The organism is Lacticaseibacillus sp. 30, from assembly GCF_053819265.1.
Genome location: NZ_JBSOQX010000008.1, coordinates 39,137 through 53,702, shown reverse-complemented (window position 1 = coordinate 53,702; position 14,566 = coordinate 39,137). Strand labels below are relative to the sequence as shown.

General features: G+C 44.3%; 7 protein-coding genes, 1 pseudogene and 1 CRISPR repeat array. All 8 genes and pseudogenes read right to left on the bottom strand.

What is annotated here, in order from left to right:
• Positions 1–110: 110 nt before the first annotated feature.
• A complete protein-coding gene (locus ACWPAB_RS07105) occupies positions 111–1,742 on the bottom strand; it encodes an amino acid ABC transporter ATP-binding/permease protein (protein ID WP_003580481.1) in 1,632 nt (543 codons plus the stop codon).
• Positions 1,739–3,430, bottom strand: coding sequence for an ABC transporter ATP-binding protein/permease (locus ACWPAB_RS07100; RefSeq protein WP_016381600.1), 1,692 nt, complete (start codon positions 3,428–3,430; stop codon positions 1,739–1,741). The genes ACWPAB_RS07105 and ACWPAB_RS07100 overlap by 4 nt, the downstream gene beginning before the upstream one ends.
• A gap of 196 nt (positions 3,431–3,626) precedes the next feature.
• Entirely contained in the window at positions 3,627–4,052 is a 426-nt protein-coding gene (locus ACWPAB_RS07095) for a NusG domain II-containing protein (protein ID WP_003580488.1), read from the bottom strand.
• Between the two features lie 151 nt (positions 4,053–4,203).
• Entirely contained in the window at positions 4,204–5,304 is a 1,101-nt protein-coding gene (locus tag ACWPAB_RS07090; protein ID WP_016382231.1) for a hypothetical protein, read from the bottom strand.
• 280 nt (positions 5,305–5,584) lie between these two features.
• Positions 5,585–8,260: a CRISPR direct-repeat array (repeat unit 36 nt; unit sequence GCTCTTGAACTGATTGATTCGACATCTACCTGAGAC).
• A 24-nt stretch (positions 8,261–8,284) separates the two neighbouring features.
• Positions 8,285–8,962, bottom strand: a complete 678-nt coding sequence (csn2, locus tag ACWPAB_RS07085; protein ID WP_003586316.1) for a type II-A CRISPR-associated protein Csn2 — start codon at positions 8,960–8,962, stop codon at positions 8,285–8,287.
• Positions 8,959–9,264 (bottom strand): CRISPR-associated endonuclease Cas2, encoded by a 306-nt coding sequence (gene cas2, locus ACWPAB_RS07080; protein ID WP_003586314.1) that lies wholly within the window; start codon positions 9,262–9,264, stop codon positions 8,959–8,961. The genes csn2 and cas2 overlap by 4 nt, the downstream gene beginning before the upstream one ends.
• A complete protein-coding gene (gene cas1 / locus ACWPAB_RS07075; RefSeq protein WP_003586311.1) occupies positions 9,242–10,147 on the bottom strand; it encodes a type II CRISPR-associated endonuclease Cas1 in 906 nt (301 codons plus the stop codon). The genes cas2 and cas1 overlap by 23 nt, the downstream gene beginning before the upstream one ends.
• A 194-nt stretch (positions 10,148–10,341) precedes the next feature.
• A pseudogene (gene cas9, locus ACWPAB_RS07070) lies at positions 10,342–14,424 on the bottom strand (type II CRISPR RNA-guided endonuclease Cas9).
• Positions 14,425–14,566: the final 142 nt, after the last annotated feature.

The following is a 14,566-nucleotide window of genomic DNA, read 5'->3' as shown; positions in this document are numbered from 1 at the left end:
TCTTCGCTTTGTCGTATTCTCAAAATAGCGTAACAATGATTTTAAAAATTGACAACGTGAACGACTCAGCCGCCGAAAATATCGACATTCAGGGGAGATCTTTATGCCTGTTATTTAGGCTCGGTGCTGGCAGCTGAAACCTGATGATCCGCAAATCGATACAGCCGATCAGCATAAGCCGCCGACTCTGCACGATGCGAAATCATGATCACGATGCCGTGATAGTAAGCCTTGATAGCGTCCAAAATTAATCGTTCGTTTTCAGTATCAAGATTGCTCGTTGGTTCATCCAGCACCAAAACGCTGCTTGGGTGTAACAAGGCTCTGGCCAATTCCAGCCGTTGTTGTTCCCCACTAGAAAATTGCAGTTGTCCTGATACGACATTTTCATCAAGCCCCTTTTCGGCCTGACGCAACCGCGACGTCAGCTTGACTTGATTAAGCACGGTCCAGATTTGCGCATCTGTGATCGTCGCATCGTGCAACGTGAGATTGTCACGCACCGACTCAGAGAAAAAAACTGGCGTTTGTGGCAGATAATTCACCTGCGCGCGCAGTGATGCTGGATCAATTTTGGTCAGGTCAATGCCATCAATTAAAATTCGGCCTTGGGTGAGCGGATACCAACCCATGATCAATTTGGCCAATGTACTTTTCCCAGATCCACTGGCGCCAACAAAACCGACAATCTCGCCGGCATGCAAGGACAACGACACTTGTCGCAAAACGGTCTCGTCACGGCTAGGATACTTAAAGGTGACGTGATCAACTTGAATGATCGCGATTTGATTCAGTGTTCGGGTAGCGTCAATCGCCGCTGATGTTGCTGGCACCTCTTGCAAAAGATTCAATAAATTACGAGCAGCCGCAAAACCATTCAATAGCGAGGCTGGCAAATTGGTTAAAGCTAATAGCGGTCCGAACGTGAGCGGAAACACGGCCAATAATGCTTGTTGCAAGGGTTGCGGCTGGGTCCAACCGCTCAACCACACAATGAATAGCCACGCTACCAGCATTACCAACGTAGCACTCATATTTTTCAATAATTGACCAAACTGGGATTGTTGAAAGGCGGTCGCCTCATGATCAAATCCCTCATTACCGGTTTTCATGCGCGCATCAGCAACCTCTAACTGACGCAAAACCGCCATGCCGCGAACGGATTCAAGCAGGTACTGCTGATTAACCGCTTTTTGACGATCCGCAGCCTGAGCCTTCGCCGTCATCTGCTCGTGCCGATAATACGGAATTAACAGCCCGACAGCCGCATAGCTCACCAACACAACGGCCGCCGCCGGACCATTTAAGCTGCTATAAACGGCAACCATCAGGACACCATAAATAAGGCCAATCGCAACCGGAACAATCGTATGTGCGTAGAAAATTTCCATTGCCTCAATGTCACTGCCAATCAGTTTAAGCAACTTGCCGCTGCCTTGGCTATCAAGTTTAGCAGGCGCCAACTGCACCAATTTTCGATAAACCGCACCGCGCAATTCGGCCAAGACGTGAAACGCCACAAAATGGCCAGCATATTGTTCACCAAAACTACCCAGACCAACAATCACCACCGCGATGATGCCGGGGATTAAAAGGTGTGAGGCATTCTGGGGATCGAACAACATCATCGCAGCCAAAACTAAAACGACGACTTTTGTTAATTCGGCAACCAAGCCAATCAGAAAACTGATGATAATAGCCCCCGTTAAGTGGTGGGTGTAACGCAGTAAACTTCTGATCATGATGGCTGACCTTCTTTCAACATTGCCTCGGGATTATCAACTAAGTGACGATACGCTGGCTGATCGCGGTAAAGCTGTGCATGATCCGCGCTGATTAACTGATGATCGTGAATAAACCAAACAACGTCAGCTTCGGCCATCGCTGACAGATCATGGGAAATAAACAGCACAATTTTCTGACGGCTCAGTCGCTTGATCGCCGCTAAAATAATGGCAGCATTCGCAGCATCAATACTTGATGTCATTTCGTCGAGCAAATACACCGTTTTGTCTGCCAGTAACATGCGCGCAAAGGCCAACTGCTGCCGTTGTCCCGGCGACAGCAACCGCCCACCTTCTCCAACTTCAGTGGCATAGCCATCTTGCAAATCAGTCACAAAGTGCATCAATCCCAATTCATCAAGATGTTGCTGCCACTGATCACCAAATTGATTGCCTAAAAGCAGATTTTCCTTGATAGTGCCGGAAAAAATATAGTCATTGGCAGCCACATACCCAAACACCGCCGCGCGTTGTGCGTTGCTCAACGCAGTGACGGGCGTGTTGTCAGCCATAATCGTCCCGGATAATGGTGTCAGTTGCCCCAACAATGCCTGTGTCAACGTACTTTTTCCTGTACCATTTTCGCCTGCTAACCCATATAACATACCCGGAACAAGGGTCGCATTAATGTCGGATACAAGCGGTGCGTCTGCTTCGTAACCGATAGCAACATCTTGCAAAACCAACTGCTTCAGCGGTCGATTATCCGTGATTTTGACTGTTGCAGGTGTCGTCTTAGACTTCGCAATGGTTGCCAAAATACCGGCTAGTGCCGGACCGTTCGACTTAACCACATGGAAAAAGTAGCCAAGTTGACGGGCATTCACCATCATCATGGCCAATGCAAACCAAGTGGCAAATGCCCCGGCAGCAGGCAGTTGACCCGCAGCAAGTTGCAGTGCCGTCACAAATCCGCCAGCAAACACTGTCAAATAAACAAAACCATTGATAACAAACAATACTTGCAATTGCGTGCGCAGCAAATTCATGGTTGCCTGCCGAAAATACTCACTATCATCGGCGAACTTTTTAGCATACCGATCCGCTGCATTGTACATCACCAGTGTGTTCATGCCGCTCAAATCATTCATAAAGCGACCACCCATCCGCAGAAAGCCGGCAAGATGTGCCTTGTTTTGCGCTGACATCTTTTTCCCCAAAAACATCATCGCAAAGCCGATTAAAAAAACGCATGCAAGTGGCAAAAAAGCCAGCCATGAACCATACCAAACCGACAAGCCAATCAACAGCAAAAAGGTAAGACCTGCTTGGATTAATGTTGGAAATAAGGTGCTATAAAACATATCTAAATTATTCAAGCCGCCAAGATCGCGCTGAATCACCGCATTATCTGCAGCCGTTGCATCCCCTGCATTGTTACGCTGATACAGCGCCTCGAAATAGTGATCTCGCAACTCACGCTTAGCACTCATAGCCCATGCATGACGATGATGGCGCTCATAGCCAATCACATATCCCAGCCAAATCAACACTAAGATCACTGTGATGATCAGGGCATTCCCCGGTCGCTTTGCCGCAAAGTTCAACGCTATCATGATTGGCAACAGTGTTGGCAACCAGTCAAAAACAGTTTCAATCACCCCGGCCCAACGCTGGTCACGGCCATACTTTAGTAATCCTAACAATGATCTGCCTCTTTCTTTCTTGCCTCGACACATGTCGACTTTCATCCGCAAATACGGCAATAATCTATAAAAATTTAAATTGTTTTTTTAGTTTACCACGAGAACTCAATCGTCTTGCAAACATTTTTCGACAACCTTCATCACATAAAAGACCGTCACCAGCTGACAACAGGCTAGTGACGGCCCGGGACTCTCATTATGGGTGAACCAAGCCACCAGTGTCACCGCTCGTTCCCGTACCTGCTTGTGCTGGCTTGATCTCAATCAGTAGTTTATGCGGCAGACAAATACTTTGCTGACCGATCTGACTGATCCATCCTGTATGAACAGCGATTTGATCAGGTGAATTGTCTTCCTTATCCCGAATGCGCGCCCCTTGCACTTCAATGATGTTGTATTGGCCCTTTGCCGGATACAACGTGAACTGCTGATGGCGCGTATGAGTAGTGAGTTGAATACGCCGTTTAACATGACCGTTGATCGAAATCACAGCCACTTTTTGATTTGTATTCACGTTCGCTTCCGTCAACGAAAAAATGCCAACCGGAAGAAAGCATGCCACAAATAAGACGATGATAATCACATAATCAAACGGTCGAACATACTTTTTCAACCAGCGCACTCGAATCCCCCCCTTGTCGCCGTCTATTTTACACGTCATCAACATGCATCGTATGCACAGATGTTGCTATTTTTCCGGCAAATGAAAAGCAAAAAAGCTACGAATCTCATAGGACTCGTAGCCTTTTTGAGGTTATCTTCATCAACCTCACTTACTTAGCGGCTTTTGCGGCACTGATAATCGCGGTCAAATAACCCGACGTATCAGTAAACGTTGCACCAGAAACGACATCGCTGACTTTCTTTTTGCCCTTCAAATCACTAACAGCTGTTTCCAGTTCAGCAATCGTCTTTCCTTTAGCAAATTCGTCAATCGCATTTGAGTTTTCTTGCCAAGTCTGGGTCGCCTTGCCTTTTGACTTCATAATTGCTGAATAAGCTTCGGAATTGGCCCGCTTGGAAGCTAACACGGTGCCAGATTTGATTCCCTTGCCAAAATCGGCATTGGAATTAGGCACACCGCCAAAATCTTTACTTGGCATATACTGGAATTCATCCAAGAAGACATTCGCGATCTTATCCCCTTGCATGGCGACCGTCACGATTCCAAATGATTGGGTACCATGCGGCGCAGCAAGCACTTGCCCTTCCGTGATCGTGTTGTCTGTTGTCTGAATCCCTTCAGCTACCATCCCGGTTGTTGCGGCGTCATAGATAGCCTGTAAGTAACCAGCCGTGTCAGCAAAAGTTGCACCAGAGACAACATCGCTAACCTTTTTAGTATCTTTAACCTTGGCAACATCCGCCTTCAAATCTTCAATCTTTTTACCTTTTACAAAATTCGTGATGGCTGTTTCGTTTTCCTCCCAAGTATGGGTCGCCTTGGCCTCTTTCTTCATCAATGCAGAGTACGGATTGCTATTTTCCGCCTTGGCAATCAAAAACTGGCCTTTAGGATAACTCTTGCCAAAGTCCTTGTTTGAATTCGGGACACCAGTCCAATCGGAACTCTTTTTGACATACTGGAACTCATCAATCTTAGCAGAAACAATCGTGTCGCCATTCAGCGTCACATTTACAGCGGCAAAGGATTGCTTGCCGTGTGGTGCAGCATAAAGCTGACGCATCACTAAGGTGCCGGCTGCCGGCACCTTGGCACTCGCATCGGCGCCGGTATTAATCTTCACCTTAGCATTGCTCGTCTGGCTAGTCGTGCTGCTGCTCTTGCTCGAACTAGAGCTCGATCCACTACTACATGCGGCCAACCCCATGCTGACCAAAAGTGTGGCGCTGAGCACTATTAGTTTTTTCATGTCGTTCTTCCTCCTCGTTGTGTAAGCGATTTCATATATAATGAATTCTATCACAAGAGGAGTTAGATAGCACTTAGTTTTTGATTGATATATCACCGCATGAGTGTATGTGGTTACTACGATATTGCTTTAGACGGCGGCTTTTAAGCTGAACGTTGAAAGGTTCAGCTTTGTAAATATTGAGGCTTGGTTCACACAATAAATAGTGAAACACCTTATTTTGTCACAAAATGAGGCACTTTTTGACAAGTTTAGCTTCAGTTTAGTCTCACTGCTGTTTGGAATTCAACTGATTGATTCGGCATCTACCTGAGAGCATCAATTGCGGGAAGAACTCGAATTTCCTGCTCTTGAACTGATTGATTCGACATCTACCTGAGACCGAAAGTAGTTGATCGTCCGACCTTCTCGGGCTCTTGAACTGATTGATTCGACATCTACCTGAGACACAAACATCTGCGCAACGAGGAAACTGGGTGCTCTTGAACTGATTGATTCGACATCTACCTGAGACCCGGATTCAATCGCCTGAACGTAAGCCTTTGCTTTTGAACTGATTGATTCGACATCTACCTGAGACAGTTGTCAGGATTAAGTGGCGCTAACCCTTGCTCTTGAACTGATTGATTCGACATCTACCTGAGACCCTTGCGCACGGTATAACCGTTGACGTAAGGCTCTTGAACTGATTGATTCGACATCTACCTGAGACCAGAAATGCAACGTTCACAACGTCAATATGGCTCTTGAACTGATTGATTCGACATCTACCTGAGACGATTGACTCCAAGACGAATGATGGTTTTACGCTCTTGAACTGATTGATTCGACATCTACCTGAGACGACGCCTCCAGTATTCACAGCCAAGGTTAGGCTCTTGAACTGATTGATTCGACATCTACCTGAGACAGCGTATATCTATCGTCAGCCCACAATCCCGCTCTTGAACTGATTGATTCGACATCTACCTGAGACCTCGTAAATCGCCGATAACATCAGTGAGATGCTCTTGAACTGATTGATTCGACATCTACCTGAGACGCTGACTAACATCAAAGATTTGCTCACCTTGCTCTTGAACTGATTGATTCGACATCTACCTGAGACTAATCTTGATTATGATGCGAGTTATATTGAGCTCTTGAACTGATTGATTCGACATCTACCTGAGACAAACGCTATTGCCACACAAGACCTTGAAGAGCTCTTGAACTGATTGATTCGACATCTACCTGAGACATAACCGGTGTAAACAGTTCTTCATAAAAGGCTCTTGAACTGATTGATTCGACATCTACCTGAGACGCCGGCGTTAGCTTTTGTGAGGGTACGATGGCTCTTGAACTGATTGATTCGACATCTACCTGAGACGGCGACCCCTCCAGCCAGTCCAGTGGTTAGGCTCTTGAACTGATTGATTCGACATCTACCTGAGACGCGCGCGAGCACCCAGTTGGCAGCACCGTTGCTCTTGAACTGATTGATTCGACATCTACCTGAGACACTTGTTAGTTAATTCATCATTAGATGAAGGCTCTTGAACTGATTGATTCGACATCTACCTGAGACACCAAGATACAACTAACAATCAGAACTCAAGCTCTTGAACTGATTGATTCGACATCTACCTGAGACGCGCGCGAGCACCCAGTTGGCAGCACCGTTGCTCTTGAACTGATTGATTCGACATCTACCTGAGACTGACGTTGAAACCCGTGTCACAATTGTCGAGCTCTTGAACTGATTGATTCGACATCTACCTGAGACTACGGTAATGCGGAAAATTCGCGGCGACGTGCTCTTGAACTGATTGATTCGACATCTACCTGAGACGCGGCTATAGCTTCCACCGCTTCAATTGTTGCTCTTGAACTGATTGATTCGACATCTACCTGAGACGGACGTCAGCAATGAATCGCTGCCACCAACGCTCTTGAACTGATTGATTCGACATCTACCTGAGACTGATCAAACCATCGATGCAATGTTCAGGCGGCTCTTGAACTGATTGATTCGACATCTACCTGAGACTGATGGCTATGATTTTGGAAGTGCGAAATAGCTCTTGAACTGATTGATTCGACATCTACCTGAGACCAGTCGTAATCTTGCCAATCCCCAATTTTTGCTCTTGAACTGATTGATTCGACATCTACCTGAGACAAAAATGACAAGTTAGCGCTACGCCACGCTGCTCTTGAACTGATTGATTCGACATCTACCTGAGACCCTCCTTTAACTTTCGAAGAGGCTATTTGAGCTCTTGAACTGATTGATTCGACATCTACCTGAGACAATTTGGTACTATCATGCTGAATAAACTCTGCTCTTGAACTGATTGATTCGACATCTACCTGAGACCCATACGGCAGTTTCATCGTCTTAAATTCGGCTCTTGAACTGATTGATTCGACATCTACCTGAGACAGATGGGGTACCCGTATATCGAGGTGCCCCGCTCTTGAACTGATTGATTCGACATCTACCTGAGACTGATCAGCTAGTTCTTCAGCATTCGAAGTCGCTCTTGAACTGATTGATTCGACATCTACCTGAGACGTCTGGTACAAATATTGGCTTATCCTTCGGGCTCTTGAACTGATTGATTCGACATCTACCTGAGACTTGGCCCGAAGCGGTTAGATTTGCTCGTCCGCTCTTGAACTGATTGATTCGACATCTACCTGAGACAACCGCTCTTGAAGAACTTCTGTAAGGTTGGCTCTTGAACTGATTGATTCGACATCTACCTGAGACTTATTGGTACTAGGGTTTATGTTGCTACTGGCTCTTGAACTGATTGATTCGACATCTACCTGAGACCGCGAAAGACATTGATTCCAATATGAGCAAGCTCTTGAACTGATTGATTCGACATCTACCTGAGACCGCTGCTAATTTCCGAATGGCTTCGTTGTAGCTCTTGAACTGATTGATTCGACATCTACCTGAGACCGTTGTTTTCACACAATCTCCTAATCAATCTAGTTCACGACTATCAACGAAGTCCTCGTCAATATAGATATACTGGCATTTCTCAAAGTATTTCTTTCGGTTCACTTTTGAGAACTCGATGAGAATGACCTGAAGTTCTGTATCGCCGATCTGTTCAGTCACCGCAAAGAAATCTCTGGCACTTAAATAATGACTGACATTTGTAAGAATGACAAGTTTCTTTTCCTCCAATTTAGTTAACGTCTGAATAAGCGCCTCAATCTTCGAGATTGACTCTGTCGTGACAGCCTCATCAAAATGAACGTTGCAGTATTTCATGATTTGTTCAAGCTTACCACCTGGTTCAACCGTGACTGGCAAGTCGCTCAAAAATGGATCTTGAAGTAAATACATCGCCATTTGTTGCGATTGATCGATCAGTTCGACAAGCCGCTGATTCTCAATCAACAACTCCATCCTCTTATAGATTAGACGTTGAAAAAGTTTATCTAGATCAAGCTCTAGCATTGGATCGCCTATCCACAAACTAGCTTTGCGAATCTCTTGTGGCTCAAGTTGATCATTGCTAAGCACAACTTTATCAAGATCATTGCGCAGCGCTTCAATTAAATCCGTCAACACCTTGGGCGATGCTGTGTCGATAACAGTTACTTCAGAAGGTTTTGTTGTTATCAGTTGGAACGGATAGTAGGCAAGATTCAAATAATCACCGTCCTATCTGCCGAATTGCGAATGTCTTGTTTTGCTTCACCAACCAAGAAGTGCATCGCCTGATATTGAGCCTCTGTTACCATTAGCGTCTGCACAGTCCCAATCGGCGGTTTCATGGCAGCTATTCGATGTTCCAAAAATTCTGCTGATTTTTTTGTTGAACACACCCTAACGTAGATTGAATACTGCATCATCAAAAATCCTTCGTTGATCAACGCTTTTCGAAATTTTCGGTAATTTCGTCGATTCTCAGAAGTCAAAACTGGCAGATCAAACATGATCATTAAACGCATCACTCGATACCTCATTCGGAAATTCCACCTCAATTCGACAATTGTTACGCTTGCCGTCTAAATAGGCTAGACAGTTTTCAACGTGCTCGTCCAATGCGTTTTGAAGAAGGGCTTTCTTGCCATTAAATGTCACTTCTAGATTCAGAAGTGCTATCAAACCATACTTGATGTTTGGCGTCAGGTCAGTGAACTTTTGATTAGCCACCCAGTAATCAATTGCCGGTCTAAATGGTTCCATTAAATCTGAGCCAAGGTTATATTGATTGGCAACGCTGCTATGGTGCATCCCTATTTCTGTGATATGGCCAGCACTTACGATTGCTCGATTCGTTGTAGAAAGCAAGATCGAATACCCGTAATTAAGAGCAGCATTTGTTGCACAGATATCAGAGCGTGAAAAGTCATCTCCGAATATGAGTTTGAAATACTTTCGAGCTGCAGTCGCTTCACGATTTGAATGATCATTGATTTCTAACGTATCAAGGTCATCTAACAATGATTGGTTGTCGTAACCACACAGTTTTGTCACTTGAGCTTGATTGCTCACCTTGGCCGCAACAATCTTCGTCCACAAATTTTCGACCAAGCTTTTTGGCCAATTGACTTGTAAGCGAACCAAATCAGCTTTTCTTCGATCAGAATACAGATTCGTTGTTTCCGTCACCGGCTGACCATCTCTTCCAGAAAAGATAACCTTAGCATTAGCTTCTGCTAGTGTTGTGATCGCATCAGCTGATAGTAGCGCTCGAGTTGTTGTGAAAACAACCTGATTGATATCTTCAATCGGCACATTATTCACTTCACCATCAGTTTGAACAACCAGCGTTCGGTTTTTGGTCGTCACCTTACAATGCTGCGTCACGATCAATGATCGCCATCCCATTCTGCATACCCCCTTGTAATCGCTTCCCCAATATGATTTAATACAAGTGTTGGGACGACATCCCCAACGTTTTGAACTGATTGATTCGACATCTACACGTTGAGATCAAACAAAGCTTCGGCTGAGTTTCAATTTTTGAGCCCATGTTGGGCCATACATACGCCATCCGGGAAAACTCGGGTGGCTTTTTTTGCTTACAAATCGGTTAAGGGAACTTCTCGTTCAAACAAACCTGTTGGAGACTGGTAAATAATGGAGGTGTCCAAGTCTAAGGTTATTCCTGTACCAATCTGTAATAATCCGAAAGGTGTTTTTATATCGAGATTCCTTAAATCACTTCTCATAGCATTTGCTTGAAGGCCAATTAACAATTGACCTATTGTCGCAATTTTCCCTCGTGCGTTATCTGTATCATGCGTTGGAAGTTTAGCGAACTTATCAGTTGCGTCGGCTATTTTTTTACGAAATTGATTAATATCATATAGATTAAAGTAGCTGTTCACTTGAGAAACAATAAACTTGAAAATTTGATCTAACTGGCCTTCTAACTGAGCATCACCGTGATTAGATAGCAAAATATCTTTCCACATTCTCTGATACTCACGTGGCATCCACAGTTCTTGGTAATTGTGCATGTAGGTATCCGAATTAACTAGAAATTGATTGTATTTGCTATTTTTAAATAAGGTCTTTTGCCCCACCCGAGGTAAAACAATCTCAAATAATTGATGTGTGGTTTTTCCCTTTTTGCTTGTCTTTGAAAGCTTTCCATCAATAATCTTTTTTAACGTTTCATTTTCCTTTTGCTCAGAAATACTCTTAGCAACTGCCAATTTAGCAGCATCTCTCGTCGATACTTTCACGACAGCGTACATCGCTTTTTTTGTTAGTCGAACAACAGATAAATAACTACCCGTTTCTTGCGTATATCCTCCGTAGATATCAACTAAATACCCCTTTTTCTTTGGAATTAGTTGTCTTGATCCGCCGCGATTCTTTGAATTTTTGGCTGCATAAAGTGTTTGTTTAAATAGACTTGCCGTCTCAAACCGCACCTCATGCGTAATCAACATACGTTTGAAATTGTAAATACGATCCAACTCATTGATATCACTTGCATTATCCCAGACAATCTCTCCGGTCTCTTTGGCAACGATTTTATCTTTTGCATGTGTCATGTCACGAATAAAGTTGAAGCTCTTTAATTTCTTTACTTCCGTCTTTTTGAATTTTCCATAGGTAAAGAAGGGTTCAAGATTAGGATACCGTTTGAGCAGATACGTCCCGATACGCGCAGCTAAGAAGGCATCGAAGGCGTGATGATAGTGATTTACCTCGCGATTCTTTGGAAAGTCCAGTTCTTTGCGTAACTGAGATGAAAGTCCCGCTTTGACAGCGATAATCTTAGCGTCTGGATATTGATCCGCCACAATTTGTTCAGTGAGTTTGATAATTTGTCGCGTTTCGACCAGTTGCCGAGCAACAAATCCACTCGCGTATTTATCAATTTCGTCAGGCCGCATCTGTAAGTTTCGCAGCTTCCGGCTACTAATCAATCCCGCTGCATGCCATTGACGCCACATTCCATTCATTTGTTTGGCGAATCGCGTCGAAGCGAAGATTGTATCTTTTTCGCGATTGACGAGGGGATGAACAAGAACGCGATTGTCTAAAGAATTATCTTTAATCAACGATTGAGGGAGAATGTGATCAATATCGTAGCTACTTAGATTATCGATATTCAATGGTTCGCCTGTGTAGATGTCACGGCCGCCTTGCATAAAATAAAGCACTAAGCGATCCGTAAAGTCAGCTCTACTGGCAATTTTATCTTCAAGTTCTCCCCGAACACTGCCGGTAATCAGTTCTTGGGCAGCATTTACATAGATCTCTTGAATTTTTCGTTGCCGCGAATTCGTCCGTTTTCCGGGTACTCCGTCTCCGTCCGCTGTCTCAATATAGAGTCAATTTGGAGCTTGCCCAGCAGCGTTTGTGATGTCATCAATAACGCTAAGTACCTGACGCAAAGCTTTCTTGTTGCTCGGTGACGTATAAGCATCATCAATCGCGGCATAAATACCTGATGCTTTTAATTCATGAGCATTTAACTCGGCGATTTTCTGCTTCAGTACCTCGTCTGTCAAAATTTGCATCAGGTTATGACTAGATATAAGTAGTTCTTCAAAAACTGTGCGCCCAGTACTGAGCGTTAACTCATTTAATAGTTTATGAGAAAACTGTCCCCATCCCCGGTAACGAATATTGGCTAAACTGTTAATCATCCCAGCATTTAGCCAACTGATTTCGTTAAGCTTCGTTTTAAAAATCGCCTTATCCTCAAAAATCGTTGACCAAGCAATAATTTTTTCGATATCAGTTTGTTTGTCCGAGTCGTCAATTGCCTCATGCAAAATCCCCTTAAGCTGATTATAAGTAGACAACGAACTCAAAAAGCGTTTCTCATCAGCCAGACCACGAACTTCAGGAATGCGGTCATAATCCCCATGAGCGAGTAAATTGTCAACAAACTGTTTAATAGTGACGGTGTTATGCCTTTCAAAAAGTTCACCTAAGACCTGTTGCTTCTGGTCAAAGCTTAATTTATTGTCATTAACCCGAACATTGTTCAACTCATTAAGCACTTCATAACTCTGATACAGCAAACTTTGCTTAGGCAACACGTCTTCACCAATCAAGTATGTGTCGGTCGTCTTCATCCGCTGAATAAAGGTATTAGCCGAAGCTTCGCGATCTACCTTTTCGTCAAAATTATAAGGCGTGATATTACCATCAGGATCTTTCCGAACCATCCAAGCAAAAACCCCGCCTTGTGCTGCCTTTTGCTCTTTAGCCGTCACCAGTGGCCCAACGTAATACGGAATTCGAAAATTAAGCAATTCATCCAACTGATAAGGCATACTTTGTCGATGCTTTTCCACCGGATTTGGCGCAGCCAGCCAGTCATAATAAACAGACTGATTTTTGATGATCTGATCCAATTCCCGCTGCTGCATTTGGACCGGAATAGCCCCATTTGCTTTGTTGCGTTGCTTAAGCATGAAGTCCGGTTGCACCAAACGTTCAAGCAGTTCAGGAGACTTGGCGTTTGGATGAGCCGTCACTTCTTTAGTTAACGCTTTAACAAAATCTTCACGTACAAATGGCTTAGCATCGTCACCGTCTATATAGCGATCGTAAAGCTGTCGGATTGCTTTAGCCATTCCATCATCTTCAAGTTGTTTTAGATAGTCTTTGAACAATTCGAGATCTTCATGATGTTGTTCATAATCATCAACCTTAGCCTGAGAAAGCGTCTTTCCTGCGGGCACAATACCATTAAGGAGCCGAGCTCGATAAAGATCACGAATCTGGTCCAGAATTTCGGTACCTTCATCAGTCATGGCTGACTCAATGCCTGCCCATTTATCGTCAAGCTGCCCTAATGAAAAGTTCCAAGCAGTGGCCTCAGAACTATCAACTTCGGTCCCTAGCGCCACATTGAGCTTCGTTTTCAGTCCGACCACTGCTTTAGCAAACTCAGTTAAAACCTGCTTCTGCTGCTTCAATATATCCTTGTCGCCATCTTCAGCCAACAAAAGATTGACTAAAGCTCGTTGCGTGTCACTTGGCGTCGCTTTCTCATCCAACAGAACTGTTTTAAACTCATTCACCTTGTTCTCATCAAAAGTGATGTCCAGATCCGGATAAACTTGAGCGTAGGCATCCTGCAATGCAGGGAAAATCTCGTTTAACGCGACCTTGTTTGTATTAAAATCTTTGGCATACCCAGACGTCAAAAAGTGCCCGCGACTTTTCAAAATATGATGAATGGCAAAATAAATCTCGCGAACATCGGCTTTGCTTGGATCTGTCAAAAGCCGAGTGCGCAAATGATACATCGTTGGATACTGTTGGTAAAACTCAGCATCCGTCCGATCATTAAAAAGCCGCTTCTCATACTTGTAACGGGCCTTGTCCTTCGGCGAGATTTCCGAGTACTTTTGCCGCATGAAGAAATTCGGGTCAGTAGGCGTGATATGCGATTCAAAAAAATCACGCAAAAAACTGAGCCGCCAACGATTTCGACTCAAACGACGGCGAGTGGTACGGCTTGCTCGGCGATCCGCTGCTGCTTTTCCTTCTTCAAACAGTCTTGCCCCAATAACCGTTTTTCCCTTCAATCGAATAAGATGACTGTTCTCATCCACAGCCGCAAATCCAATCGAGTTTGAGCCGATATCGACTCCAATGCCATATGGTTTACCTAACTTTGTCATGCTTAGACCTCCAGTCAATATTTGAAACACTTTTAGTATGGCGATTGTTGTAATCGTTTTCAATTCATAAGTTCTAATAATCACCTATTTATCATAAAAATCAGTCAAAAAAACCGTCATCATCAGTCGATACCGGTCGATA

Excerpts from the sequence above, each read along its gene's own strand:
- ACWPAB_RS07105 (WP_003580481.1), bottom strand. The coding sequence starts at position 1,742 with ATGATCAGAAGTTTACTGCGTTACACCCACCACTTAACGGGGGCTATT.
- ACWPAB_RS07090 (WP_016382231.1), bottom strand. The coding sequence starts at position 5,304 with ATGAAAAAACTAATAGTGCTCAGCGCCACACTTTTGGTCAGCATGGGG.
- cas2 (WP_003586314.1), bottom strand. The coding sequence starts at position 9,264 with ATGCGTTTAATGATCATGTTTGATCTGCCAGTTTTGACTTCTGAGAAT.
- cas1 (WP_003586311.1), bottom strand. The coding sequence starts at position 10,147 with ATGGGATGGCGATCATTGATCGTGACGCAGCATTGTAAGGTGACGACC.